Genomic DNA, 26,576 nt, shown 5'->3' with positions numbered 1-26,576 from the left:
GTTCCTGACGGTCCGTGGCAGGACATCCGACGACGGCGGGTTCCCGCCGGCGTCAACGGACGCATGCGTCCACTTTGGCCAGCGCCGCCTCGCGTACCCGTGGGGGAGCGGCGTGTTCCACCGCCAGACGGAGCACGCGCCAGCTGAGGCCGCGGCCGCCGTCGTCGAGCATGTTCCGCAGCACGGGCACCGCGAGCTCCGGGCGCAGTGACGAGGCGATGTCCAGCGCGGTGCGCAGGGGAGACGTCACCAGGATCCCGCCCAGGCTGACGACGTCATGGCTGCCCAGCTGGATGTCGTGGAGTTCGGCCCGCAGGCCGTGGCGCAGTGTTCCGGCCCGGCGGCCCGGGGCGATGTAGAGGACGGGCCGTCCGGGCTCCCTGGAGTGGCCGTGTATCCATGCCGCGCTCAACCGTCCCGCCACCACACGCTGCCGTGCTTCGAACGGTATGCGCTCCGCCAATGCCCTGGCCCGCAGTCGCGCATCCACCACGGCCGTCCCGGACGCGAAGCAGTCCTGCGAGAGCGGCTGAGCCAGACCGTCCAGCACCAGACCGTTCAATTCGGATCTGGTGAACGGCCGGCCGGTGCGCAGGAGGGTCTGGCGGCCCGGCGGCGCCGCAGTGGGGAAGTCCATGACAGCATCCTGCCGCGCCGGCCCGTCACGCGACACCACCGGGCCGCAGTCTGTGGACAACGGGGGTGCGCCCGGCGGTGGACGGGGGATCGGCTCGCCGGACGCCTGAAACCGCAAAGGCCGCGGCCGCCGGAACCTGGGTTCCAGCGGCCGCGGCCTTCTGTTCAGTGCGTTCTGTTCAGTGCGTGCTGTTCTGTGCCTTCTGTTCAGCGCGTGCTGTTCAGTGCGGGGGTCAGCCGATCAGCCGAGGTCCTTGGCCGAGTTGCGCACGACCTCGAGCCACTGCTCACGGGCCTCGAGGGCCTCGCGGGCGCTCTTGATGGCCCGGGCGTCGCCCTTGGCCTCGGCGGCGCTCAGATCGTCACGCAGACCCGCGATGGTGGCCTCGAGCTGCTCGATCATGCTGGTGCTGCGAGCCTTAGCCTCGGGATCGCTCCGGCGCCAGTTCTCCTCCTCGGCCTCGCGGACGGCATCCTCCACGCGGCGCAGTGCGGCCTCGATGCGGCCCATGTCGGCCCGCGGCACGCGGCCGGCCTCCTCCCAGCGGTCCCGGATCGACTGGAGCCCCTTCTTGGCGGCGGCCAGATCGGAGACCGGGACGAGTTCCTGGGCTTCGAGCAGGAGCTGCTCCTTGACGGCCAGGTTGGCCGAGTAGCTCGCATCCAGCTCGTCGTTGGCGGCCTGGCGGGCCGCGAAGAAGACGTCCTGGGCGGCGCGGAAGCGGGCCCACAGTGCGTCGTCGTCCTTGCGGCTGGCGCGCGGTGCGGCCTTCCACTGATCCATGAGGCGGCGGTACTCCGCTGCCGCGTGGCCCCAGTCGGTGGACGTCTGCAACTGCTCCGCCTCGGCGATCAGCTGTTCCTTGACGGCCTTCGCCTGGGCGTTGGAGCTGTCCAGCTGGGAGAAGTACGCGCGCCGGTGGCGGTCGAAGACGGTGCGGGCCGTGCGGAATCGCTTCCACAGGCCTTCCTCAACGCTCTTGGACAGACGGACGCCGGACTTCTGTGCGGCCTTCCAGGCGTCGAAGAGCTCGTTCATCCGGGTGCTCGAGGTCTTCCACTGCGTCGCCGCCGGGTCCTGCGCGGAGATGGCCTCGGCTTCGGCGACGATGGCTTCGCGGGCGCTCAGCTCGGCGGCCTTGGCGGCCTCCTGGTGCGCACGCTGCTCCGCGATGAGAGCCGCGACCTTCCCGTCGAGCGCGGACACGCGGTCCAGGGCGCCGCGGATGTCGCCGAGGACGTTGCGTGCCTCGAGCTGCTCGCGCAGGTGCTTGAGGCTGGTGGGGAGCTCGCCGGCGGCGGCCTTGGCCTCCACGCGGCTCTCCAGCAGGTCGATCTGTGCCGTGATGTCCTCGAACTTGCGGGCGAAGTAGGCCAGGGCCTCGTCGGCCGACACGCCCGGGTACTGGCCGGCGACGTGCTCTTCGCCGTCGACGGTCACGAAGACGTGACCGTCGCCCTCCACCCGGCCGAAGGCGCGGGCGGCCGTGAGATCCACCGTGGTGTCCGGGGCGTGGACCGCTGCGGGAGCGGCCGCAGGCGCCTTGGGCCGGGCGGCGAACGCCGCCGGGCTCGGTGCTGCGGGCTTGGCAGCGGACGTCTCCGTGGCCGCTTCCGTGGTGCTGGCTTCGTCGGGTTGCAGACTTTCTGTCACCGCTAAAACTCTTTCCTTCGTTGGAACATGCGCGGTCCCGGCCGGAGCAGGGATCGAGGATGGTGCTTCGTCCGAAGCGGGAATCACATCAGAGCGAAAATCACTTCAGAGTAAACGAGTCTATCGTCACTGCCGTGGCAGGGGGGCCATCCGTGGCAGATGTGCCGCCGGCCTTGACACCGGCCGACGCGAGGGCGGTGATGGCGTCGAGTCCGGAGGTGACGCGCCCCATGACCGTGTAGCCGCCCTGATCGACGGGGAGGACGCTGTCCTTGTAGGTGATGAAGAACTGCGTGCTGTTGCTGTAGGTGCTCGCCGCGCGGGCTACCGCGATGGTTCCGGCCGGGTACTTGCCGTCCGCCGGGACGTTCTCCACGGGCCCCCACTGGAAGCCCGGGTCCACTCCGCCCTTGCCGTCCTTGGAGCCGCACTGGAGCACGTAGATCGACGAAGTGGTCAGCCGGTGGCAGCCGTTCTTCGTGAAGAAGCCCTGGTCGGCCAGGGTCTTGAAGACGGACACCGCCTGCGGCGCCTTCGTCCCGTCCAGCGTGACGCCGAGGGGCTTGCCGTTGACGGTGAGGGTTCCGGTGAGGGTCTTGCCACGGGCGAGGTCGGCGCTGGGGATGTTGCCGACATTGCTTTCGGAGGGGGACGGGGTGGCGGACGGCGTCTGCAGCCCGGCCTGGACCGCCGCGTACTCCTCGGGAGTGGGGTTGCTGGAAAACGCCGTCAGCTGCAGCACGACGCCGAGTGCCACCGCGACGACGCCCGCCCCGATCGCGAGGGTGTTGTCACGCCGGCGCCGCTGCTGCTGAGCGTCGCGCAGGGAGCGCCTGGCCTCCATCTGGCGCACACGACGGCGCTGCTCCCGCAGCTCCTGCTTGCTGGCTGCCACCCGTAACCTCCTGCGGCGCCCGGTGGCGCCGTCGTCCGTCTGACTGAAAGTCGCGCGTTCGCCGCGCACGCCAGCCACGGCTTAAACTGGCTGACGCACCTAGTTTAGGCACGGCTTCCCCCGCAGCAGGCGAAAAGCCGCACGTCAAAGGAGTTTCACAGCATGGCACGCACCCCTTCCCTGTCCGGATTCCCCGAGTGGCTCCCACAGGAACGCGTGGTGGAACAGCATGTGCTGGACACTTTGCGCCGCGTTTTCGAACTGCACGGCTTCGGTTCCATCGAGACCCGCGCGGTCGAGACGGTGGGCCAGCTGCTGCGCAAGGGCGAGATCGACAAGGAGGTCTACGGCCTCAGCCGCCTCCAGGATGACGAGGACGCCGCCGGCAAGCAGGACCCCAACGCCCTGGCCCTGCACTTCGACCTGACGGTGCCGTTCGCCCGGTATGTCGTGGAGAACGCCGGCTACCTGGCGTTCCCCTTCCGCCGGTACCAGATGCAGAAGGTGTGGCGCGGCGAGCGTCCGCAGGAAGGCCGCGCCCGCGAATTCACGCAGGCGGACATCGACGTGGTGGGCGACGGCGAACTGCCGTTCCGCTACGACGTGGAGATCGTGCTCGTCATCGCCGAGGCGCTCTCCGCCCTGCCGATCCCGGAATTCCGCCTGCGGGTCAACAACCGCAAGCTGTCCGAGGGCTTCTACCGGGGGATCGGGCTGGAGGACACGGCCGGGGTGCTCCGCAGCATCGACAAGCTCGAGAAGATCGGCGCCGCGAAGGTGGCCGAGCTGCTCCAGAGCGAGCTCGGCGCCACCCCCGAGCAGGCCGAGGCGGCCCTGAAGCTCGCGACCATCCAGACCCTGGACACCTCCTTCGTCGAGCAGGTCCGGGCGCTCGGCGTCGAGCACCCGCTGCTGGAGGAGGGCCTCACTGAACTGGAGCAGGTGGTGGCCGCCGCGTCGCTGCGCGCGCCGGGCAAGGTGATGGCCGATCTCAGCATCGCCCGTGGACTCGACTACTACACGGGCACCGTGGTCGAGACCGTGCTGGTCGGCCACGAACAGCTCGGCTCGATCTGCTCGGGCGGCCGCTACGAGTCCCTGGCCACGAAGGGTAACCGGACCTTCCCCGGCGTCGGCCTGTCCATCGGCGTGACCCGTCTGGTGTCCCGCATCCTGTCGCAGGAGTTCGCGACCGCCAGCCGCAGCGTGCCGACCGCCGTGCTCGTGGCGCTCAACGACGACGAGTCCTGGGCCGGCGCGCAGGACGTCGCCGCCCAGCTGCGGAGCCGCGGCATCGCCACCGAGGTGGCAGCCAAGGCCGAGAAGTTCGGCAAGCAGATCAAATACGCAGACCGCCGCGGGATCCCGTTCGTCTGGTTCACCGACGCCGACGGTGCACACCAGGTCAAGGACATCCGCAGCGGCGACCAGGTCGCGGCCGATCCGGCCCTCTGGTCGCCGGCCGCCGAGGACCTCCGTCCGCAGGTGATCGCCCGCCTCGCGGACTGATCGCCCTCCAGCCCGCTGGGTCCGGCTCCCGCCCGCCACCGCGCGCACGCGCCCGGTGGCGGGCGGGAGCAGGCTCACCGGGTAAAATCGTCTGCGTCGGACCGAGACGTCCTGACGATCCTTGAGTTTTCCCGCCCGGAGCATCTGCAGTATCTCGTCGGCGGCGGGGGGATCCGCCTCACTCGAAAGGAATGCTGTGCTGCGCACACATGACCTCGGCTCACTCCGGGCCGAGAACATCGGACAGACCGTCACCCTGGCAGGCTGGGTGGCCCGCCGTCGTGACCATGGCGGAGTGGCCTTCGTGGACCTCCGCGATGCCTCGGGCGTGGCCCAGGTGGTGGTCCGCGAGGAGGAGGTCTTCCACGGTCTGCGCAATGAGTTCGTGCTGCAGGTGACCGGTACGGTCGAGCGGCGTCCCGAGGGCAACGAGAACCCCGCCCTGGCCACCGGCGAGGTGGAGGTCATCGCGGACAAGGTCGTGGTGCTCAACACCTCCGAGCCGCTGCCGTTCCAGATCGACGAGCACGTGGAGGTCGGTGAGGAGGCCCGCCTCAAGCACCGCTACCTGGACATGCGCCGTCCGGTCCTGTCCCGCAATCTCCGCCTGCGCTCCGAGGCGAGCCGCGTGGCCCGCGAGCTGCTGCACTCCGAGGGCTTCCTCGAGATCGAGACCCCGACCCTGACCCGTTCCACTCCGGAAGGCGCCCGCGACTTCCTGGTGCCCGCCCGTCTGGCCCCGGGGTCCTGGTATGCGCTGCCGCAGTCCCCGCAGCTCTTCAAGCAGCTCCTGCAGGTGGGCGGCTTCGAGAAGTACTACCAGATCGCCCGCTGCTACCGCGACGAGGACTTCCGCGCGGACCGTCAGCCCGAGTTCACCCAGCTGGACATCGAAGCCAGCTTCGTCGACCAGGACGACATCATCGCCCTCGGCGAGAAGCTCGTCGTCGCGCTCTGGAAGCTCATCGGTGTGGACATCCCCACCCCGATCCGCCGCATGCCCTACTCCGAGGCCATGGCCAAGTACGGCTCGGACAAGCCGGACCTGCGTTTCGGCCTGGAGCTGACGGATCTGACCGAGTTCTTCAAGGACACCAACTTCGGCGTGTTCAAGGCCCCGTACGTCGGCGCCGTGGTCATGCCGGGCGGGGCCTCGCAGCCGCGCCGCACGCTGGACGCGTGGCAGGAATGGGCCAAGCAGCGCGGCGCCAAGGGCCTGGCGTACGTCCTCATCAAGGAGGACGGCGAGCTCACGGGTCCTGTCGCCAAGAACCTCACGGATGCCGAGCGCGAGGGCCTGGCCGCCGCGGTGGGCGCCTCCAACGGCGACTGCATCTTCTTCGCCGCCGGTGAGAAGACGGCGTCCCGTGCCCTGCTCGGCGCGGCTCGCGTGGAGATCGGTCACCGTACCGGCTTGGTCGCGGAAGGCGACTGGGCCTTCGTGTGGGTCGTGGACGCGCCGATGTTCGAGCCGGCCGCCGCTGCCGTCGCGTCGGGTGACGTCGCCGTCGGCGCCGGAAAGTGGACCGCCGTGCACCACGCGTTCACGTCGCCGCGTCCGGAGTTCATGGACACGTTCGACACGGATCCCGAGTCGGCGCTGTCCTACGCCTACGACATCGTCTGCAACGGCAGCGAGCTCGGTGGCGGTTCCATCCGTATCCACCAGCGTGATGTCCAGGAGCGCGTGTTCGAGGTCATGGGCCTGAGCAAGGAGGAAGCCGAGAGCAAGTTCGGCTTCCTGCTCGAGGGCTTCAAGTACGGCGCCCCGCCGCACGGCGGCATCGCCCTCGGCTGGGACCGCGTGGTCTCCTTCCTGGCCGGCGCCGAGTCCATCCGCGACGTCATCGCCTTCCCGAAGTCCGGTGGCGGCTACGATCCGCTGACCGCGGCTCCGGCTCCCATCACGCCGCAGCAGCGCAAGGAGGCCGGTGTGGACTTCAAGCCCGCCCCGAAGGCCGCCGCCGCTGAGAAGCCGGCAGGGGAGACCGCGGACGTCTGATCCCGTGGAGTCCCTTTCCTCCGTGTCAGGCCTGGCCGCGCTGCAGAACGCAGCATGGCCGGGCCTGACCACGTTCGACACCGGTGCCTGGCTGCTCCGCAGTGCCTCCGGCGTGACACAGCGGGCCAACTCGGTGTGGCCGTACGCACCGGTGGACGACGTCGACGCCGCCATCAAGGCCGCCGAGTCCTGGTACCGCGAGCAGCGGCTTCCGGCGCTGTTCCAGCTCACCTCGGATCCGGCGGACGCCGCCCTGGACGCCCGCCTCGACGCACTCGGTTACCGCGCGCAGTCCCACACGGTCTTCATGGTCCGGGAGGCGTCCGCCGGACCGGTTCTGCCCGCACTTGGCCGCGTCGAGATCACTCCCGACCTGACCGAGGAGTGGTTCGATGCCTGGTGGCTCACCAGCGGCCACGGCGGCGCCGACGCGGCGGACACTGCACGGGCCATCCAGGAATCCGTCCGGTCCACGTATGCGCTCATCCGCGACGACGACGGCGCCCCGGTCGCCGTCGGTCAGGCGATCCACGTGGGCGCGTGCTCGGGGATCTACGGCATGGTCACGCGTGAGGCGCACCGCCGCAAGGGCCATGCCCGCGCCATCCTGACCGCGCTCCTGGCCGAGCCGGCCACTCCGCATGGGTTCTGGCTGAGCGTGACGCGCTCCAACCACGGCGCCCTGGCACTGTATCGGGATCTGGGGTTCGTGGAGGCCGGCTCCTACTGGTACCGCAGTGCGCCATTGCGCCGCGCGCCCGGAGCCTGCTGAGGCTGGGTAGCAGCGACAGGGGAGATCGCCTAGCCGGGCTCCCCACCCTCGCTCCGCATCGGCCGGGGCCCCTCGCCCTGGGCCCACGGGGGCGAGGGGCCCCACCGAGGAACGAAGTTGGGGAGCCGCCGGGGAGAGCGCCTAGCCGGGCTCCCCACCCTCGCTCCGCATCGGGCGGGGCCCCTCGCCCGCTAGGCTGGGGAGCATGGCTGACCTCTTTTCCCAGGACGAATTCTCCCAGAGCGATCCGGGCGATTCCCCCTCGGGTGAGGGGACGTCGTCGTCCGCGTATCCGCTCACGCCGCTGGCCGTGCGGATGCGGCCCCGGACCATCGACGATGTGGTGGGCCAGCAGCATCTGCTGCGACCCGGGCAGCCGCTGCGGACGCTCGCGGAATCGAGCGGCGAACCCTCCGCCGTCGGGCCGTCGAGCATCATCCTCTGGGGCCCACCGGGAACCGGCAAGACCACTTTGGCGCACGTGATCGCCAATGCGCCGGGCCGCAAATTCGTGGAGCTGTCCGCCATCACCGCAGGGGTCAAGGACGTCCGAAGGGTCATGGACGAGGCGCTGCAGCGCCGGGATCTGCACCGGCAGGGGACCGTGCTGTTCCTCGACGAGATCCATCGCTTCAACAAGGCCCAGCAGGACGCCCTCCTGCCGGGTGTGGAGAACCGCTGGGTGATCCTGGTGGCGGCGACCACGGAGAACCCGTCCTTCTCGGTGGTGGCGCCGCTGCTGTCGCGGTCGATCCTCCTGACGCTCAAGCCCCTGCAGGACGCCGATATCCGGGGACTCCTGGAGCGGGCCATCGAGGACGACCGGGGGCTCGGCGGCAAGATCGAGGTCGAGGAGGATGCACTCGACTATCTGGTCCGCGTCTCCACGGGGGATGCCCGGCGGGCGCTGACCTCTCTCGAGGCCGCGGCCGGCGTCGCGCTCGGAGAGCACGCGGGCGGTTCCGGGGAGGACGGCAAGACCAAGGCCGTGCTCCATCTGGCGCAGGCCGAGCAGGCGATCGACAAGGCGTCGGTGCGGTATGACCGGCAAGGCGACCAGCACTACGACGTGATCAGCGCGTTCATCAAATCGATCCGCGGTTCCGACGTCGACGCCGCCCTCCACTACCTCGCGCGCATGATCGAGGCGGGGGAGGACCCGCGCTTCCTCGCCCGGCGCATCGTGATCTCCGCGGCGGAGGACATCGGGATGGCCGATCCGACCGCGCTCCAGACAGCAGTGGCCGCGGCCCAGGCCGTGCAGCTCATCGGCATGCCCGAAGGCCGGATCATCTTGGCCGAGGCCGTGGTCCATCTGGCGACCGCGCCCAAGTCGAACGCCGCCTATCTGGCGATCGACAAGGCGCTGGCGGACGTCAGGGCGGGCATGGGCACGGACATCCCGATGCCTCTGCGGGACGCCCACTATCCGGGCGCGAAGGGCCTGGGCCACGGCAAGGGCTATGTCTACGCCCACGACGCGCCTCACTCGATCGCCCGGCAGCAGTACCCGCCGGACGACCTCGTGGGCCGGAACTACTACGAGCCGACGGCGAACGGCTCGGAACGCGAGATCGCTGCGCGCCTGGAGCGGCTGCGGGGCATCGTGCGCGGGGAGCGCTGAGCCACCCTCGGCGACGCGGGACACCGCCATGCTAGAATTGAGGTTTGTCTGGCATGATCCCGCCGGCAAGCACCCTTCTCACGGTTCTCCGCGAGGGTGGCGCGTGTCCGGGACCAGTAGCAAAAGGCGGCGGTTTGCCGATGCTCTCCATACGGGAGGCCAGTTAACACCACAAAAACCGCACCATTGGAAGGACACAAGTGGCTAACAGCACTCGTGCTCGCCGTCAGGCCCGCCTTTCGCGGTCCCTCGGCATCGCTCTGACTCCCAAGGCCGCCAAGTACATGGAGCGCCGTCCGTACGGACCCGGCGAACATGGCCGCGCCCGCAAGAAGCAGGATTCCGACTACGCCGTTCGTCTGCGTGAAAAGCAGCGTCTGCGCGCTCAGTACGGCATCCGTGAAGCTCAGATGACCCGCGTCTTCGAGGAAGCTCGTCGCACCAAGGGTCTGACCGGTGAGAACCTGGTCGAGCTGCTCGAAATGCGTCTGGACGCCCTGGTTCTTCGTGCAGGCTTCGCCCGCACGATCGCCCAGGCCCGCCAGCTCGTGGTGCACCGCCACATCATGGTTGACGGACAGCGCGTGGACCGCCCGTCCTTCCGCGTTTCCGAAGGCCAGCTGATCCACGTGCACCCGCGCAGCATCCCGATGGTCCCGCTGCAGCTTGCTGCCGCCGGCGCCCACCGCGATGTCCTGCCGGCCGTCCCGGCTTACCTGGATGTCAAGCTCGAGGCCCTTCAGGCACGCCTGGTGCGTCGCCCGAAGCGTGCTGAGGTTCCCGTGACCTGCGAAGAGCAGCTCGTCGTGGAATTCTACGCTCGCTAAGAGCCTCTGGAAGGAGCCCGTGGCCCTGGCCACGGGCTCTTTCTCTTTCCCGGGCCGTGCCGGCGGTCACGGGCGATAAGGTAGGACACGTGCTTGTCCACGAACCTCAAGGAGAAAAGTCATGAGTGGCGGTGACATTGCCGGTCTCATCGCAGCCGGAGTCTTCCTGCTGTTGGTCCTCTTCCTCGCAGTGCCCATCCTCAAGCTGGGCAAGGTGCTGGACGAGATCCGGGATTCCATCAAGGAGCTGAGCGACGGCGCCCAGCCCCTCATGACGGAGGTGACGGCCACCGTCACCACGACCAATGAGCAGCTCAAGAAGGTGGACGGCATCTCGAACAACGTCGCGGATGCCAGTGCGAACCTCTCGGCGCTCTCCTCGCTCATCTCGGCGACCGTGGGCGGCCCGCTGATCAAGGTGGCTGCCTTCAGCCACGGTGTCCGTTCGGCCCTGTCGGCGCGCAAGCAGGGCTCGCAGCGCCCCGCCGGCCGTCGCAGCCGCTGAATCGCGGAAAGGACAGACGATGAAACGAATTCTCTGGCTGGGAGTCGGCGCCGCGCTGGGCGTGGTGGTCTTCCGTAAGCTCTCCGAAGCCCGCGACGCCGTCGGCCCGGAAGGCCTGAACCGTGCGGTCGGGCGTCTGAGCGACAGCATCTATCACTTCGCCGATCAGGTGCGGGACGGCATGCGCGAGCGTGAGGACGAACTCCGGGCGGCCCTCGCCCTGGACGACAAGCGGTCCTGACACGCGCGACGGCGGCCGTCTCCCGCCGTCGCACCTGATCGCTGCGCCTCCGGACCAGGCGCGGAAACCGGCCGCGGGATTGGCTCCCGGGGCGGCCATGAAGGCACAATTGAACGCGGCGGACAGCTGGTCCGCCACCATGCATCACCGGGCATCCGCCCGAGTCACGCCGAAGGGAACTCACTTCCTCATGAAGTCGCAGGAAATCACCAAGCGCTGGGTGGACTTTTTCGTCTCCAAGGGCCACACTGCGGTGCCGTCCGCCTCGTTGGTCTCGAACGACCCCAGCCTGCTCTTCACCGTGGCCGGCATGGTTCCCTTCATCCCGTACCTGACCGCGCAGGAGACCCCTCCGTACAGCCGCGCCACGAGCGTCCAGAAGTGCATCCGCACCGGTGACATCGAAGAGGTCGGCAAGACCGCACGCCACGGCACCTTCTTCCAGATGTGCGGCAACTTCTCTTTCGGCGACTACTTCAAGGAAGACGCCATCAAGTTCGCCTATGAGCTGCTGACCAGCCCGGTGGAGGACGGCGGCTACGGCCTGCCCGAGGAGAAGCTCTGGGTCACGGTCTACGAGGACGACGACGAGGCCCGCGACCTCTGGCTTGAGCACACCGCGATCCCGGCCGAGCGCATCCAGCGCATGGGCAAGAGCGACAACTACTGGTCCACCGGCCAGCCCGGCCCCGCCGGCCCCTGCTCGGAGATCTACTACGACCGCGGACCCGCGTACGGCATCGAGGGCGGCCCCGAGGCCGACGACAACCGCTATGTGGAGATCTGGAACCTGGTCTTCATGCAGTACCAGATCGACAATGTGAAGTCGAAGGTGGACTTCGACATCGTCGGCGAGCTGCCCAAGAAGAACATCGACACCGGCCTCGGCATGGAGCGTCTCGCCATGATCCTGCAGGGCGTGGAGAACATGTACGAGACGGACCAGGTCCGCCCCGTGATCGACAAGGCCTCCGAGCTCTCCGGCAAGGAGTACACCTCCGCCGAGAGCCCCGAGGACCCGCACCACACCGATGACGTCCGCATGCGCGTCGTGGCGGACCACGTCCGCTCCGCCCTCATGCTGATCGCCGACGGCGTCACCCCGTCCAACGAGGGCCGCGGTTACGTGCTGCGCCGCCTGATCCGCCGTGCGGTCCGCTCGATGCGCCTGCTGGGCGTCGAGCAGGCCTGCCTGCCGGAGCTCCTGCCCGCCTCCCGCGACGCCATGAAGGGCGTGTACCCGGTGGTCGAGCTCGAGTTCGACCGGATCTCCCGGATCGCCTACGCCGAGGAGCGGGCGTTCCTGCGCACCATCGCCTCCGGCACCGCTCGTCTCGACGAGGCCGTGGTCCAGGCGAAGTCCCAGGGCGCTTCGCTCTCCGGCGAGGACGCCTTCGCCCTGCACGACACGTACGGCTTCCCGATCGATCTGACGCTCGAGATGGCCGAGGAGGCCGGCGTCGCCGTCGACGAGAAGCAGTTCCGCACTCTCATGCAGGAGCAGCGTCAGCGCGCCCAGGCGGATGCCAAGGCCAAGAAGGGCGGCCACGCCGACGTCACGGTCTTCCGCGACATCCTGGCCGACGGCGAGACCGTGTTCACCGGCTACGACGAGCTGGAGACCGAGTCCCGCGTCCGCGCGCTGCTCAGCGGCGGCGCCCGCACGGGACACGCCTCCACGGGTGACGAGATCGAACTGGTTCTCGCGGAGACCCCCTTCTACGCGGAGGCCGGTGGCCAGGCCGCCGACACCGGTCTGATCACGGGCGACGGCTTCGTAGTCGAGGTGCTGGACGTCCAGCGCCCGGTCAAGGGGCTCTCCGTGCACAAGGCACTGGTCCGCGAGGGTGAGATCTCCTCGGACGCCATCGTGCGCGCCGCCGTGGACGCGGAGCGTCGTCATGCCGGCGAGCAGGCGCACACCGCCACGCACCTGGTCCACGCCGCTCTGCACCAGATCCTGGGCAAGGAAGCCACCCAGCGCGGCTCCTTCAACAAGGCCGGCTACCTCCGCTTCGACTTCGCCTGGGGTGAGCAGCTCTCCGGCGCCACCAAGAGCGAGATCGAGGAAGTGGCCAACCTCGCCATCCGGAACAACTTCGAGGTGAAGACCTCGGTGATGGGCCTGGAGCAGGCGAAGGCTCTCGGCGCCATGGCCCTCTTCGGCGAGAACTACGGCAGTGAAGTCCGTGTCGTGGAGATCGACGGCGCCTGGTCCCGTGAACTCTGCGGTGGCACCCACGTGGGCAGCACCTCGCGGATCGGCAGCCTGAACCTGCTGGGCGAGCAGTCCGTCGGCTCGGGCAACCGCCGGGTGGAGGCCTTCGTGGGTATGGAGGCATTCCGCCACTTCGCCGCCGAGCGCGCCCTGGTGACCGAGCTCAGCGAGATGTTCAAGGTCCCCTCCGGCCAGCTGTCCGAGCGCATCGGCGCGACGCTGAGCAAGCTCAAGGCCGCGGAGAAGGAACTCGACCGCCTGCGCAAGGAACAGCTCGCCGCTCAGGCCGCCACGCTGCTGAACAGCGCCAGCGATGCGAACGGCGTCCGCGTGATCGCGCACGACGCCGGCACGGTCGGCGGCGCGGACGACCTCCGCTCGCTCGTGCTGGACCTCCGCGGCCGCCTCGGCAGCGCAGCGGCCACGGTGGCCGTGGCCGGTGTGGCGAACGGCCGTCCCGTGGTCCTGGTCGCCACCAACGACGAAGCCCGGTCCGCGGGTGTCAAGGCCGGTGCGCTGGTCCGCACGGCCGCCGGGATCCTCGTCGGCGGTGGCGGCGGCAAGGACGACATCGCCCAGGGCGGTGGCACCGACGCCGCGAAGATCCCCGCCGCGCTGACCGCCATCGTCGACGCGATCCGCAACCGCTAGGCAGGGATGGAAGACCATGCACAGACGTCCCCGGCGGACGCTCCTCGGGGCGTCCGCCTGGGGATCGACGTCGGCCTGGTGAGGGTCGGGGTGGCCGTCAGCGATCCGGACGGGATCCTGGCCACCCCCTTCAAGACCTTGCAGCGTGACAGCAAGAAGAACTCGGACATCACGGTGATCGTCCGGCAGATCGTCGAGCGCCAGGTGCGCTGGGCCTTCGTCGGCCTGCCGCGCACGTTGCGCGGCGGGGAGAGCCAGTCCACGCAGATGGCGCTGGACTACGCTCAGATCCTCGCCGACCGGCTCCAGGAAGCCTCTGTGGAGTGTTCCGTGGCGATGCTCGACGAGCGTCTGACCACCGTCACGGCGCACCGGACGCTTCGCGAAGCTGGAATGGACGGCCGTGAACATCGTAAAGTGGTGGATCAGGTGGCGGCGGTGAACATCCTCCAGCATGCGCTTGACATGCAGAAACGCCAAGGACCTGAAGTGGGGACGCCGGTGCGCGCCCATTCCGCCACCCGCGAGGAAAGTGATGGAGGCACCCGTACGTGAGCACGGACAACAAAGAGCCTGGTGACATGCCGTCCCGGGCTGACGGTCCTATGGCCGCGGAGGGCATGCCGCTGACCCGGCGGGAACTCCGCGCGCGGGAACGTCTCCTCGCCCAGCGCGAGGAACAGGAGCGTGCCGCGCGGGCCGCAGCTCCCTTTGACCAGGAGCAGGACGAGCTGCCGCGACGACGCGACTCCTCGCCGCGCCAGGACGGCACGCCCGTAGACGACCAGGCGGCCGCCGAGCGTGCGGCTGCCGAGAAGGCCGCCGCCGAACAGGCGCGGGCGGAGCGCATCGTGTCCGAGCGTGTCGCCGCCGCGGAGCGGGCCCGGACCGAAAAGGCCGAGGCCGAACGGATCGCCGCGGAGCGTGCGGCTGCCGAGAAGGTGCAGGCCGAGAAGGCGCGTCTCGAGCGCGCCGCGGAAGAGAAGGCCCAGGCTGAACGGGCCGCTGCCGAGAAGGCTGCCGCCGCGCGGATCGCTGCGGCGAAAGCCCAGGCGGAGAAGGCCGCTGAAAAGGCGGCTGCTGAACGAGCCGAAGCGGAGCGGGCAGCGGCCGAGCGGGCACGGGCGGAGAAGGTTCGCGCCGAGAAGCTCCAGGCGGACAAGCTCCAGGCCGACAAGGCTGCCGCGGAGAGGGCTCGCGCCGAGAAGCTCCAGGCCGACAAGGTTGAAGCCGACAAGATTCAGGCGGACAAGGCCGCCACCGAGAGCGCTCTGGCCGCGAAGGCGAAAGCCGCGCTCTCCCGCGACCTCCCGCAGGAGAGCGCCCGTGCCACCGAGCCGGCGGCCGACGCCGAGAGCCGGGCGGCGTCGTCGTCCACCGAGGGCGGCCACGGCCGCGCGGAGGCCGCCCCGGGTTCCCGGATCGCGCCCGTCCCCGCCACGGCGCACGCTCAGCATTTCTACCCGGAGCCGACGCACACCCGGCTCCACCCCTTGGCCCACGGGCACCGGCCCACCGGCACGCCGGGCGGTCGGGCGGAAGCGCCTGCGGACACGGTGGAGGCGTCCACCGCTGAGGACGTCGAGTCCCAGCACCACGGCCAGCACGAGGCCGCCGCGGCGCACAGTTTTCACTTCATCCACTCGTCCGAGCCCGGTCATGACGAGGAAGCGCCCGTCAAGACCGCGTTCCAGGAGGAGGTGGCGAGCCCCCGCAAGCACCGGCGCGTGCGTGGCTGGGTGGCCGTCCTCCTGTCCTTCCTGCTCGTGGCCGGCGGAGCATTCGCCGCGTTCCAGTTCATCGGGCCGAGCCTCGGCTGGGGCCGCGTGACCGACTACCCGGGCCCCGGAACGGGTTCCGTGTCCGTCGAGGTCGCGCAGGGTTCATCCGTCACCCAGGTGGCCAATTCCCTCAAGGAGGAGGGGGTCGTGGCCGACGCGGGGACGTTCATCAAGGCGTTCGGCGAGTCGGGCGTCACGCTGTCCCCGGGCAAGTACACCTTCCGCAAGGAGATGAAGTCAGCGGACGCCGTCAGCGTCTTCGCCGCGAGCGGCAACGACAAGGTGTCCTACGTCCCGCTGTCGGCGGGCCTGCGGCTCAATGAGTCCCTCGACGCGATCGCCAAGGGCACCGGCCTGGAGATCGCGGACCTGAAGAAGCTCGCCGATGCGCCGGCGCAGTTCGGCGTGTCCTCGAAGGCCAAGAACCTGGAAGGCTACCTGTTCCCCGGCGAGTACCGCTTCGCCCTGGGCAGCACCGCGAAGCAGGTTCTCGGACAGCTCGTCAAGGCCACGCAGGACGAGCTCAAGGCTCAGGGCGTGACCGATCCGGACGAGCAGTACCGCATGCTGACCATCGCCTCGATCGTCCAGGCCGAGGCCGGACGCGCCGACTACCCGACCGTGGCCGGGGCCGTGATGAACCGCCTGAAGCACAACGCGCAGACGGTCGGTTTCATCCAGTCGGACGCCACCGTGACCTATGGACTCGGCCGGAAGAGCTACGAGCTCACGCCGGCGGAGAAGCAGGACAAGAGCAACCCGTACAACACCTATGCGAACCCCGGACTTCCGGTGGGTCCCATCGGTTCCCCGGGCAAGCTGGCGATCGATGCGGCAGCCCATCCGAAGGCGTCCGATTACCTGTTCTGGGTCACGATCAACCTGGACACGGGGGAGACCCGCTTCGCCAAGACCCTGGACGAGCACAATCGCAATGTGGCGCTCTACCAGGAGTGGTGCAGCGCCAACGCAGGACGTTGCCAATGATGCGCAGGGCCGCGGTCCTCGGGCATCCCATCTCCCACTCGAAGTCGCCCGCGCTGCACAACGCGGCGTACCGTGTGCTCGGATTCGATGCCGAATACACCGCGGTGGATGTGGACGAGCCGGAACTGGCCGCCTTCATGGCCGGAGTGCGCCGCGAGCCGGCCTGGTGCGGTCTGTCCGTCACCATGCCGCTCAAAAGGGCGATGGTCTCGGAAGTGGACGAGTGCGTGGGCGCGGCCGCCGAACTCGGGGTGCTGAACACCGTGGTCATCGAGACCGGCGTCGACGGCGCCATCCGTCTCACGGGCCACAACACGGATGTCACGGGCATCGTGAACGCCCTCCGGAACGCGGCGGGCCTGCCGACCCTCCACGGTGTGCCCGGCGACGGGGTCACCCTCGGACGCCGCGCGGCGATTCTGGGCGCCGGCGGGACCTCGGCGGCCGCGATCACGGCCCTGTCCCGTCTGGGCCACCGCGACGTGGTCCTCTTCGCACGGGACGAGAGCCGTGCGGCGGAGGCGTTCGGCGCCGCAGACGCGAGCGGGGTGCGGCTCAGTCTCCTGCCCTATGACTCGGCGACCGGCAGCCTGGCGGAGTACGACGTCGTGATCTCGACGCTGCCGCCGCGCGCCGCGGACGGCCTGGCGGCTCAGCTGGCGGCGCAGGGGAGTGCCGCATCGTCCGGTGACGTGCCGCCCGTGCTGCTGGACGTCGCCTACGAGCCGTGGCCCAGCGCCCTGGCGTCCGCGTGGTCCGCCCGGGGCGGGACGGTGGTGCCGGGCCTGGAGATGCTGCTCTACCAGGCGGTCGAACAAGTGCTTCTCTTTACCGGAAACGGGCCCGAGAAGGCCCCTCGCGTCATTGACGCGATGTGTGACGCAGTGAACGCACCCCGACGCGGGTGACCGGACACAAGCATGGCAGGATGGACATATGTTTCGTTGGTTAACCGCTGGTGAGTCTCATGGCCCCGCGCTTGTCGGGATCGTCGAAGGCGTCCCGGCAGGCGTCGAACTGTCGAGTGAGGACGTCCGTGACGCCCTCGCCCGGCGCCGTCTCGGCTATGGCCGCGGCGCCCGGATGAAGTTCGAGCAGGATGAGGTCACCATCATCGGTGGTGTCCGGCACGGCCTGACTCAGGGCGGCCCCGTGGCCATCGAGGTGGGCAACACCGAATGGCCCAAGTGGGAGCGCGTCATGTCCGCAGATCCCGTGGATCCGGAGGAGCTGGCGAACTCGGCCCGCAACGCTCCTCTGACGCGGCCGCGTCCGGGTCACGCCGACTTCACCGGCATGCAGAAGTACGGCTTCCCGGAGGCCCGCCCCGTCCTGGAGCGCGCCAGCGCCCGCGAGACGGCCACCCGCGTCGCCCTCGGCACCGTGGCCGCGAAGTTCCTCCGCCAGCTCGGCGTGGAGCTCATCAGCCACACCACCGCGGTGGGGACCGTCGCCGTGCCGGAGGGCACGCCGCTGCCCGCGCCGTCGGATCTGATCGCCCTCGACGCCGATCCGCTGCGCTGCTTCGACCGCGAGACCTCGGACGCCATGGTGGCCGAGGTGGATGCCGCTCACAAGGAGGGCGAGACCCTCGGCGGTGTCGTCGAGGTCCTCGCCTACGGGCTTCCCCCGGGACTCGGCAGCTACGTGCACTGGGACCGTCGCCTGGACGCCCGCCTGGCGTCCGCGCTCATGGGCATCCAGGCCATCAAGGGCGTGGAGGTCGGCGACGGCTTCGCCACGGCGGCCCGACGTGGCTCCGCTGCGCATGACGAGATGGTCAAGGACGAGAACGGCGAGATCTCCCGCCTGAGCAACCGCGCCGGCGGCATCGAAGGCGGCATGAGCATCGGGACCGTGCTGCGCGTCCGCGCCGCCATGAAGCCGATCGCCACCGTGCCCCGCGCCCTCCAGACCGTGGACGTCACGACGGGCGAAGCGGCGAAGGCCCACCACCAGCGCTCGGACGTCTGTGCCGTGCCCGCGGCCGGCGTCGTCGCCGAGGCCATGGTGGCCCTGGTCCTCGCCGAGGCCATGCTGGAGAAGTTCGGCGGCGACTCGGTGGCCGAGACCCGCCGCAACCTCCAGAACTACCTGGCAGCCATCCCGGAGGAGCTCAGCTCCTCCGGCCACTGATACGGCAACTGAAACACAGGGAGCCCCACATGCCTTCTGATGAGGCAGCAGACAGCACGGCGATCGTCCTGGTCGGCCCCATGGCGGCCGGGAAGAGCGCCGTGGGACGGGCCCTGGCGGCGTTGCTCCAGGGCGAGTACGTGGACACGGACGAGGTCTTCGTTCTGGAGAACGGCCCGATCACGGAGTACTTCGAGGCCCACGGCGAGGACGCGTTCCGCGCCGTGGAGGCCTCGATCGTGGCGCGCGCCGTGGCCGGCGACGTCCCCATGACCCACCCCGAGGCGCCGCGGATCATCTCCCTCGGGGGCGGGTCCGTGGTGGCCGAGGCGTCGCGCGAGGCCATCGCGCCGTGCCGCGTGGTGTACCTCGAGCCGGATCTGGCCACGGTCCTCCCGCGCATCGCCCGGGACACGGGCCGGCCCATGCTCACGGGTGACGCGGCCGAGCGCTGGCTCACCCTCTTCGAACAGCGGCGTCACCTCTACCAAGCGGCAGCCGAGCTGACCGTCGACGTGCGCCACGGAAGCCCGGAGGACTTCGCCCTGGAGATCGCCAGGGCGCTGGACCTCCCCGGAATCACAGCAAAGGACAGCAGCGAGTGACGCATCCCGAGACGGTCATCAAGGTCACCGGCAATCGCCCGGAGGAGAACTACGACGTCGTGGTGGGCCGCGGTCTGCTGGCGCAGCTCCCGGACCGGCTGGGGGAGCGCGTCAAGCGCGTCCTGGTGGTCCACCCCCGTGCGCTCCGGCTGACGGGTGACGCCGTGCGCGATGAACTCGCGTCCGCCGGCTTCACCGCCGTGACGGCCGAGATCCCGGACGCCGAGGAGGGCAAGCACATCCAGGTGGCGGCCTTCTGCTGGCAGGTTCTGGGGCAGAACGACTTCACCCGTTCCGATGCCGTCGTGACCGTCGGCGGCGGCGCCGTGAGCGACCTGGGCGGCTTCGTCGCCGCCACCTGGCTGCGCGGCGTCAAGGTCATCCACATGCCCACGAGCGTGCTCGGCATGGTCGACGCGGCCGTCGGAGGCAAGACCGGCATCAACACGGCCGAAGGCAAGAACCTGGTGGGCGCGTTCCACCCGCCCGCGGCGGTGCTCGCTGATCTGGACACCCTGCGGACGCTGCCCCGCAACGAACTGGTCTCCGGCCTGGCCGAGGTCATCAAGTGCGGGTTCATCGCCGATCCGGTGATCCTCGATCTGCTGGAAGAGCACGGCCAGGACGTGCTGGATCCGGAGTCGCCGGTGCTGCGGGAGCTGATCGAGCGGGCCATCGCCGTCAAGGCCAAGGTCGTCTCCGAGGACCTCAAGGAGTCCGGTCTCCGCGAGATCCTGAACTACGGGCACACCCTGGGCCACGCCATCGAACTGGCCGAGCGGTACTCCTGGCGCCACGGCGCCGCCATCTCCGTGGGCATGGTGTTCGCCGCCGAGCTCGCCCGGAGCGTGGGGCGCCTGAGCGACGGCGAGGCCGACCGGCACAAGGCCATCCTGGAGAGCTTCGGACTCCCCACCTCCTACCGCAACGACCGCTGGGCGGCGCTGCTGGACGGGATGCGGCGCGACAAGAAGTCCCGCGGCGACCTGCTGCGCTTCGTGGTCCTGGACGGCGTCGGCAAGCCCGGCGTCCTGGAGGTGCCGGACACGTCCCTGCTCTTCGCCGCCTATCAGGAGGTGGCCGAGGCATGAGCAGCGGCGGCGTCGACCTGGAGACCTCCGAATGGCCCGAGTCCGGTTTCCCCGGCATCAAGGTCAACCCTCTGACACGCCGGTACGAGATCGTGGACGAGGACCTGGTGCAGGAGAGCCTCGCGGGTGACGACCGCCCGTGGGCGGGCGTCTTCGTCCTGATGGTCCAGGGCAAGACCACCGAGGCCGCCGAACTGCTGGCCGAGGCGCGCATGGTGGACCCCGAATCCTTCGAGCTGCTGCTCCTGGACACGGAGATCCTTTACACGCGGGGCCGTCTCGAGGCCGCCTACGAACGCCTGCACCGCCTGCTCGCCCAGTACCGGGGGACCGGTCACGAGGCGGAGGTGCTGCAGCACCTGGGCAACACCTACTACAGTTCCGGCGATTTCGCCCGCAGTGCCGACGCGTTCCAGGAGGCCCTGGAACTGCGGGTCGCATCGCACGCCAGTCCCGAGCTGATCTACTCCTCCACGATCGCGCTGCAGCAGGCCCGGCACGCGGCGGAGGCCAGCTGACACACGGCCCTTCGGCCCGTTTTCCGGGCAGTCCGCCGGACACGGTAGACTGGATCTCGGTTTTTTGACAACTACATGGCTGTTCGCGCCCTCAGGGCCCCGGACAGTCCGCATCGGGAGAGAGGCTGCAGTGGCAACTACGAACGACATCAAGAACGGCACCGTCCTCAAGCTGGAGGGCAACCTCTGGAACGTCATCGAGTTCCAGCACGTGAAGCCGGGCAAGGGCGGCGCGTTCGTGCGCACCAAGCTCCGCAATGTGCTCTCCGGCAAGGTCGTGGACAAGACCTTCAACGCCGGCGCCAAGATCGAGACCGCCACGGTCGACCGCCGCGATTACACCTACCTGTACCAGGACGGCGCCGACTACGTCTTCATGGACGTGCAGGACTACGACCAGCTCACCGTGACCCCGGAGGTCGTCGGCAACGCGAAGAACTTCATGCTGGAGAACCAGCAGGTCATCATCGCCATGCACGACGGTTCGCCGCTGTACCTCGAAATGCCGGCCAGCGTCGTCCTCGAGATCACCTACACCGAGCCCGGCCTGCAGGGTGACCGTTCCTCCGCCGGCACCAAGCCCGCCACCGTGGAGACCGGCTACGAGATCCAGGTCCCGCTGTTCCTCGAGCAGGGCACGCGCGTCAAGGTCGACACCCGCGACGGCAGCTACCTGGGCCGGGTCACCGACTAGTGAGCGCCCGCGGCAAGGCCCGCAACCGGGCACTCGACATCCTGTTCGAAGCCGAGCAGCGTCAGGTCACCCCGTTCTCCGTCATCAAGGAACGGCGTGAGCACACCGACCAGATCATCAACCCCTACACGGTGGAAGTGGTCGAAGGTGTGGTGTCGCTGCAGGAGACCATCGACGAGTTCCTGACCACCTACGCCCAGGGCTGGACCCTGGAGCGCATGCCCAATGTAGACCGGATCATCCTCCGCATCGGGACCTGGGAACTGCTCTACAACGAGGACGTGCCGGACAGCGTGGCCGTGAGCGAGGCCGTGAGCCTCGCCAAGACCCTGTCCACGGACGACTCACCCGCGTTCATCAACGGCCTGCTCGGCCGTTTGAAGGAGCTCAAGCCCACGCTGCTCGCCTGATCCCCGCAGAGGGACCCAGCGCTCAGCGTGAGCCGGCCGGTATGGCACGACGACGGCGGCCCGCCCCCTTTCCGGGGCGGGCCGCCGTCGTCGTTCGCGGAGAACAGAGGTCCCGGAGGTCTCCGTTCGCGGAAGCCTCAGGCGGTCACCATGGACCGCAGCTGGCCGAGGCGTTCGAGGAGCCGGTGCTCGTCCTGCTGAAGCCGGGGGAGGTCCCGTCCGGTGAGGATCCGCTGGCGGGTGTAGGCGAGGGCCGTCGCGGTGCGGATGAGCTCGTGCATGGTCTTCTGGCGGCCGAACTGCGAAGCCCAGCGCTTGGCCGCCCGGCGTCCCTGGCCCGTGGCGAAGAGCCCCACTTCCGGCCAGGTGAGCCAGCCGGCCGCGGCGTACTCGCTGAGCCGCGCACGGGTCAGCTTGGCCTCCGCGACCCGCAGGAAGATGAAGCCCAGGACCGCCAGGAAGAAGAGCGGCATCTGGATGACGATGTAGAGCCACAGGAAGTCCTGGCCCATGCTGTTCCACTGGTGATGCAGGAACATGGCCGGCAGCAGTCCGACGAAGAACGCCCCCACGGTCAGTCCCCGGTTCCAGCGGCGGGCGGCGAAGCCCATGAGCAGGCCGGTGGCTCCGGTGAACAGGGCGTGCGCGAACGGGGAGAGGATGCCGCGGAGGAACACGATGGTCCAGAAGGTCTGACCGGCGCCTTCTTCGGCGGAGTAGATGCGGCCGAAGTAGAGGATGTTCTCTGTGAAGGCGAAGCCCGCGGCGATGGTGAAGGCGTAGACCAGCCCGTCCACCGGGCCGTCGAAATACTTCCGCGCCAGCAGCGCCAGCAAAAGCAGGCCGAGGGACTTGGAGAACTCCTCGACGATCGGGGCCTCCACCGTGGCCAGGAAGGTCTGGACCTCCGCCTTGGTCGAATCCGGCGGGGCGAGCTGGAGGAAGAACGGCTGGATCACCACGGTGGTGGCGACGGCGACCGTGGCGCCCCACAGCAGGGCGAACAGCAGGAGCTTGCGGGGCTCGGGTTCCCAGCGGTCCATGAAGTACACCGCAGTGAGCACGATCGCCAGGGGGATGAGGGAGGCGAAGAAGCCGCCAATGAACCCCTGTCCGCCGACGTTCGACAGCAGCAGCGGCAGGACGAGGACGAGGCTGAGGAAGGCGAGGACTCCGCCGATGATCATGAGCGCGAGTGTGGCCGGGTTGATGTTCCGGTGCCTGCGGGGAGACGTCCAGCCCATCGGCGTCTGCTGCCAGGCGCCCTGGAACTGCTGCGGCCCTGCGGGCCAGGCCGGGGCCGGCTGTGCCGGTTGTGCCTGCTGGGCCGGATAAGCCTGCTGCGGGAACTGCTGTCCTTGACCCTGCGGCGACGGATTCTGCTGCCACGCCTGAGGGCCGGGCGCAGGCTGTTGGAACGGCTGCTGGAAAGGCTGCGGCTGCGCGGGTTGCTGGAAGGGCTGTTGGCCCTGGAACTGCTGGCCCTGGTACTGATTCTGATACTGCAGGGGCGCCGACGGCTGCAGCGGTGGCCGGCCGGCGTAATTCGCTCCCGGCTGGGTGTAGCTCTCGGGATCCACCCGGCCGATCCAGCTGGGATTCAGCTGCTGGTCCTCGGGGACGAAGAAGGGCTCCGGCGCGGGCGCCGGATGCGGCTGCCGGCCGGGGGCCTGATGGCCTGAAGGGTCGTCGTGACCATACGGTGGGGCGCTCATGATTCTCCATCGTATTGATTCGGAGGCTCCCCAGCCAGCATGCGGACGCAATGCGGCGGATGCGTCGCGGATCACGCTCGACGGCGGCCGTCACACAGCGGCCCGGCCCCGGCCGTGTGGTAATTTTGGTACGCAATCATCCTTTTTTAATTCCGTCCCGTGAGGCGGGGAAAGGGGAGAGAGGCATGAATGACGCCACCAGTGCATCCTCGGCCGGGCAACCGGTCCAGCGCGTCGTCCTCAGCTCCGACGACATCGATCGCGCGTTGACCCGCATCGCCTTTGAGATCATCGAGGCGAACAAGGGGACCCAGGACCTCGTCCTGCTCGGCATTCCCCGTCGCGGCTACCCCCTCGCTCAGCGCCTCGCGCAGAAGATCGCCGCAGCGCACCCCGGCTTCGACGCCCGGGAATCCCTCGGCCAGCTCGACGTCACCATGTTCCGTGACGATCTCGCGCATCAGCCCACGCGCTCACCGCTTCCCACCCAGCTCCCGAAGAGCGGCCTCGACGGCAAGGTCGTGGTCCTGGTCGATGACGTCCTCTACTCGGGCCGCACCATCCGGGCAGCCCTGGACGCCCTGGTGGACCTGGGCCGCCCTCGCATCGTCCGCTTGGCCGTCCTCGTGGATCGCGGGCACCGTGAACTGCCGATCCGGGCGGACCACGTGGGCAAGAACCTCCCCACCGCGAGCAGCGAGAAAGTCCGGGTGCACCTGAGCGAAGTCGACTCCGGTGAGAACGAAGTCGTGATCGAGGCGGGCGCATGAAACACCTTCTCTCCACCCAGGACCTGAGCCGCCGTGACGCCCTGGACATCCTGGACACCGCGGAGGAGATGGCCCGTGTCGGCCAGCGTGAGGTCAAGAAGCTCCCCGCACTGCGTGGACGCACCGTGGTGAACCTCTTCTTCGAGGACTCGACCCGCACGCGGATCTCCTTCGAGGCCGCGGCCAAGCGTCTCTCCGCCGATGTCATCAACTTCTCCGCGAAGGGCTCCTCGGTGAGCAAGGGGGAGTCCCTCAAGGACACGGCCCAGACCCTCGCGGCGATCGGCGCCGACGCCGTCGTCATCCGGCACTGGGCGAGCGGTGCGCCGCAGCGTCTCGCCAACACTGACTGGATCGACGCGAAGATCCTCAATGCCGGCGACGGCACGCACGAGCACCCCACGCAGGCGCTCCTGGACGCCTTCACCATGCGGCGTCACTGGGCGAAGCTCGCGGGGACCGACTCGGCAGGAACCGATCTGTCGGGCATGCGAGTTGCGATCGCCGGGGACGTCCTGCACTCCCGGGTGGCCCGCTCCAACGTCTGGCTGCTGCGGACCCTGGGCGCGAGGGTGACGCTCGTGGCCCCTCCCACCCTGCTGCCGGTCGGCGTCGAGAGCTGGCCGTGTGAGGTCAGCTACGATCTGGACGCCACCCTGGAAGCCGGCGTCGACTCGATGATGATGCTGCGCGTCCAGAAGGAGCGCATGCATGATTCCTTCTTCCCCTCCGCCCGCGAGTACTCGCGCCGCTGGGGCTTCGACGACGCGCGCCTCGACGCGCTGGACCGTCACGGCCTGAAGGACACGATCATCATGCACCCCGGCCCCATGAACCGCGGTCTGGAGATCTCCTCCGCGGCGGCCGACTCGCCCCGTTCCACCGTCCTGGACCAGGTCAGCAACGGCGTGTCCGTCCGCATGGCGGCGCTCTACCTGCTCCTGGCCGGCGGCCGGGACGTCGAAGACCACAGCACCGAAGCCGTCACGGAGGGAATCCCCGCATGAGTTCCGACAACCACCTCCTCACGGGAGCCTCGCTCCTGGGCGGCGAGCCCACGGACATCCTGATCGCCGACGGCGTCATCGCAGCGCTCGGCCCCGAGGCCGCGGCCCACCCGGACGCCGAGGGCGCCACCGTGATCGACGCTTCGGGCCTCGTGGCCCTGCCCGGTCTCGTGGACGTGCACACCCACCTGCGCGAGCCGGGCCGGGAGGACGCCGAGACCGTCGAGACCGGCACCCGCGCCGCGGCGCTGGGCGGCTACACCGCCGTGCACGCCATGGCGAACAGCTCCCCGGTGGCCGACACGGCCGGCGTCGTCGAGCAGGTCCACAGCCTCGGCCAGGCCTCCGGCTGGGTCGATGTCCGCCCCGTGGGCGCCGTCACCGTCGGACTGGCCGGCGAGCAGCTCGCCGAGCTGGGCGCCATGGCCGACTCCCGCGCTCAGGTGCGGATGTTCTCCGACGACGGCATCTGCGTCCACGACCCGGTCCTGATGCGCCGCGCCCTCGAATACGTCAAGGCGTTCGACGGCGTCATCGCCCAGCACGCCCAGGAGCCGCGCCTCACGGCGGGCGCCCAGATGAACGAGGGCGAGGTGTCCGCGGTCCTCGGCCTGGCCGGCTGGCCGGCGGTCGCCGAGGAGAGCATCATCGCCCGCGACGTGCTCCTGGCGCAGCACGTCGACTCCCGCCTGCACGTCTGCCACGTCTCCACGGCCGGCAGCGTGGAGATCATCCGCTGGGCCAAGCAACGCGGCATCCGCGTCACCGCGGAGGTCACCCCGCACCACCTGCTGCTGACGGACGAGCTGGTCCGCAGCTACGACCCCGTCTACAAGGTCAACCCGCCCCTCCGCACCCAGGGCGACGTCCTGGCCCTGCGCCAGGCCCTGGCCGAAGGCGTCATCGACGTCATCGGCACGGACCACGCGCCGCACCCGAGCGAGCACAAGGAGTGCGAGTGGGCGCAGGCCGCCATGGGCATGACGGGCCTCGAGACGGCCCTGTCCGTGGTGCAGCACACCATGGTGGACAGCGGGCTCATGAGCTGGGCCGATGTGGCCCGCGTGATGTCCCAGGTCCCGGCGGAGGTCGGCCGCGTGGCCGATCAGGGCCGTCCGCTGGCCGTCGGCGAGCCCGCCAACATCACCCTGGTGGATCCGGCGGCCCGCTGGACCGTGGACGGCAAGGCCATGGCCACCAAGGGCCGGAACACGCCGTTCCAGGGCATGGAGCTGCCGGGCAAGGTCCGGGCCACGTTCTTCCACGGCCACCCCACGGTGCTGGACGGGGCGCTCAACACTCCGCGCACCACCGTCGGGGCCTGAGCC

Annotated in this window: 24 protein-coding genes; 20 read left to right on the top strand and 4 right to left on the bottom strand. The window is 69.4% G+C overall.

From position 1 onward, the window contains the following. Positions 1–52: 52 nt before the first annotated feature. From BLV63_RS11155 to BLV63_RS11145, 3 genes are all read right to left on the bottom strand, one after another. A complete protein-coding gene (locus BLV63_RS11155) occupies positions 53–637 on the bottom strand; it encodes a hypothetical protein (protein WP_066212733.1) in 585 nt (194 codons plus the stop codon). Positions 638–877: 240 nt separating this feature from the next. Then, positions 878–2,344 (bottom strand): DUF349 domain-containing protein, encoded by a 1,467-nt coding sequence (locus BLV63_RS11150; RefSeq protein WP_373277844.1) that lies wholly within the window; start codon positions 2,342–2,344, stop codon positions 878–880. Between the two features lie 46 nt (positions 2,345–2,390). Next, positions 2,391–3,185 (bottom strand): peptidylprolyl isomerase, encoded by a 795-nt coding sequence (locus BLV63_RS11145; RefSeq protein ID WP_066212727.1) that lies wholly within the window; start codon positions 3,183–3,185, stop codon positions 2,391–2,393. A 162-nt stretch (positions 3,186–3,347) separates the two neighbouring features. Between BLV63_RS11145 and hisS the strand changes: the two genes are divergently transcribed. The 17 genes from hisS (at position 3,348) to nusB (ending at position 21,756) form a co-directional block, all read left to right on the top strand. Next, positions 3,348–4,694 (top strand): histidine--tRNA ligase, encoded by a 1,347-nt coding sequence (hisS, locus tag BLV63_RS11140; RefSeq protein WP_066212724.1) that lies wholly within the window; start codon positions 3,348–3,350, stop codon positions 4,692–4,694. A gap of 196 nt (positions 4,695–4,890) precedes the next feature. Then, positions 4,891–6,696, top strand: a complete 1,806-nt coding sequence (gene aspS / locus BLV63_RS11135; RefSeq protein WP_082724074.1) for an aspartate--tRNA ligase — start codon at positions 4,891–4,893, stop codon at positions 6,694–6,696. 4 nt (positions 6,697–6,700) lie between these two features. Then, positions 6,701–7,468 carry a GNAT family N-acetyltransferase gene (locus BLV63_RS11130; protein ID WP_066212721.1) on the top strand — a complete coding sequence of 256 codons (768 nt, stop codon included), beginning with the start codon at positions 6,701–6,703 and terminating at the stop codon, positions 7,466–7,468. 205 nt (positions 7,469–7,673) lie between these two features. Further along, positions 7,674–9,092, top strand: a complete 1,419-nt coding sequence (locus tag BLV63_RS11125) for a replication-associated recombination protein A (RefSeq protein ID WP_066212718.1) — start codon at positions 7,674–7,676, stop codon at positions 9,090–9,092. A gap of 200 nt (positions 9,093–9,292) precedes the next feature. After that, positions 9,293–9,919 carry a 30S ribosomal protein S4 gene (rpsD, locus tag BLV63_RS11120; RefSeq protein WP_066212716.1) on the top strand — a complete coding sequence of 209 codons (627 nt, stop codon included), beginning with the start codon at positions 9,293–9,295 and terminating at the stop codon, positions 9,917–9,919. Positions 9,920–10,040: 121 nt separating this feature from the next. Next, the gene (locus tag BLV63_RS11115; protein WP_066212715.1) at positions 10,041–10,424 is read left to right on the top strand and encodes a DUF948 domain-containing protein; all 384 of its coding nucleotides are present in this window, start codon (positions 10,041–10,043) and stop codon (positions 10,422–10,424) included. Between the two features lie 19 nt (positions 10,425–10,443). Beyond that, on the top strand, positions 10,444–10,665 hold the full coding sequence (locus BLV63_RS11110; protein ID WP_174521260.1) for a DUF6167 family protein: 222 nt from the start codon (positions 10,444–10,446) through the stop codon (positions 10,663–10,665). A gap of 190 nt (positions 10,666–10,855) precedes the next feature. Next, positions 10,856–13,534: an alanine--tRNA ligase gene (alaS, locus tag BLV63_RS11105; RefSeq protein ID WP_066213108.1), complete on the top strand. Its 2,679-nt coding sequence runs from the start codon at positions 10,856–10,858 to the stop codon at positions 13,532–13,534. A 6-nt stretch (positions 13,535–13,540) separates the two neighbouring features. Further along, positions 13,541–14,089 carry a Holliday junction resolvase RuvX gene (ruvX, locus tag BLV63_RS11100; RefSeq protein ID WP_066212712.1) on the top strand — a complete coding sequence of 183 codons (549 nt, stop codon included), beginning with the start codon at positions 13,541–13,543 and terminating at the stop codon, positions 14,087–14,089. A 26-nt stretch (positions 14,090–14,115) separates the two neighbouring features. Further along, the gene (gene mltG, locus BLV63_RS11095) at positions 14,116–16,302 is read left to right on the top strand and encodes an endolytic transglycosylase MltG (RefSeq protein ID WP_254780542.1); all 2,187 of its coding nucleotides are present in this window, start codon (positions 14,116–14,118) and stop codon (positions 16,300–16,302) included. Next, complete coding sequence (locus BLV63_RS11090) at positions 16,299–17,210, top strand: shikimate dehydrogenase (RefSeq protein ID WP_066212709.1); 912 nt, start codon at positions 16,299–16,301, stop codon at positions 17,208–17,210. The genes mltG and BLV63_RS11090 overlap by 4 nt, the downstream gene beginning before the upstream one ends. Before the next feature lie 28 nt (positions 17,211–17,238). Beyond that, positions 17,239–18,438, top strand: coding sequence for a chorismate synthase (gene aroC / locus BLV63_RS11085; RefSeq protein WP_066212706.1), 1,200 nt, complete (start codon positions 17,239–17,241; stop codon positions 18,436–18,438). Positions 18,439–18,467: 29 nt separating this feature from the next. After that, positions 18,468–19,043, top strand: a complete 576-nt coding sequence (locus BLV63_RS18360; protein ID WP_066212703.1) for a shikimate kinase — start codon at positions 18,468–18,470, stop codon at positions 19,041–19,043. After that, positions 19,040–20,134 carry a 3-dehydroquinate synthase gene (gene aroB, locus BLV63_RS11075; RefSeq protein WP_066212699.1) on the top strand — a complete coding sequence of 365 codons (1,095 nt, stop codon included), beginning with the start codon at positions 19,040–19,042 and terminating at the stop codon, positions 20,132–20,134. The genes BLV63_RS18360 and aroB overlap by 4 nt, the downstream gene beginning before the upstream one ends. Further along, positions 20,131–20,652 carry a tetratricopeptide repeat protein gene (locus BLV63_RS11070; RefSeq protein WP_074784245.1) on the top strand — a complete coding sequence of 174 codons (522 nt, stop codon included), beginning with the start codon at positions 20,131–20,133 and terminating at the stop codon, positions 20,650–20,652. Before aroB ends, BLV63_RS11070 begins: the two co-directional genes overlap by 4 nt. A gap of 130 nt (positions 20,653–20,782) precedes the next feature. Beyond that, complete coding sequence (gene efp / locus BLV63_RS11065) at positions 20,783–21,346, top strand: elongation factor P (RefSeq protein WP_066212696.1); 564 nt, start codon at positions 20,783–20,785, stop codon at positions 21,344–21,346. Further along, positions 21,346–21,756, top strand: coding sequence for a transcription antitermination factor NusB (gene nusB, locus BLV63_RS11060; protein WP_066212693.1), 411 nt, complete (start codon positions 21,346–21,348; stop codon positions 21,754–21,756). The genes efp and nusB overlap by 1 nt, the downstream gene beginning before the upstream one ends. Positions 21,757–21,893: 137 nt before the next feature. Here nusB and BLV63_RS11055 read toward each other — a convergent pair whose 3' ends face one another. Continuing rightward, positions 21,894–23,471 carry a PrsW family intramembrane metalloprotease gene (locus BLV63_RS11055; protein ID WP_082724073.1) on the bottom strand — a complete coding sequence of 526 codons (1,578 nt, stop codon included), beginning with the start codon at positions 23,469–23,471 and terminating at the stop codon, positions 21,894–21,896. Between the two features lie 185 nt (positions 23,472–23,656). Between BLV63_RS11055 and pyrR the strand changes: the two genes are divergently transcribed. Genes pyrR through BLV63_RS11040 form a run of 3 tightly spaced genes read left to right on the top strand, consistent with a single transcriptional unit; the run spans position 23,657 to position 26,573 of the window. Further along, positions 23,657–24,241, top strand: coding sequence for a bifunctional pyr operon transcriptional regulator/uracil phosphoribosyltransferase PyrR (pyrR, locus tag BLV63_RS11050; protein ID WP_066212690.1), 585 nt, complete (start codon positions 23,657–23,659; stop codon positions 24,239–24,241). After that, positions 24,238–25,248 carry an aspartate carbamoyltransferase catalytic subunit gene (locus tag BLV63_RS11045; protein ID WP_066212687.1) on the top strand — a complete coding sequence of 337 codons (1,011 nt, stop codon included), beginning with the start codon at positions 24,238–24,240 and terminating at the stop codon, positions 25,246–25,248. The genes pyrR and BLV63_RS11045 overlap by 4 nt, the downstream gene beginning before the upstream one ends. Next, positions 25,245–26,573, top strand: coding sequence for a dihydroorotase (locus BLV63_RS11040; RefSeq protein WP_066212683.1), 1,329 nt, complete (start codon positions 25,245–25,247; stop codon positions 26,571–26,573). Before BLV63_RS11045 ends, BLV63_RS11040 begins: the two co-directional genes overlap by 4 nt. The last annotated feature ends 3 nt before the right edge of the window (positions 26,574–26,576 follow it).

The sequence above is a fragment of the Arthrobacter woluwensis genome (assembly GCF_900105345.1).
Classification (GTDB): domain Bacteria; phylum Actinomycetota; class Actinomycetes; order Actinomycetales; family Micrococcaceae; genus Arthrobacter_E; species Arthrobacter_E woluwensis.
This window is presented reverse-complemented; position numbering and strand designations above follow the sequence as displayed.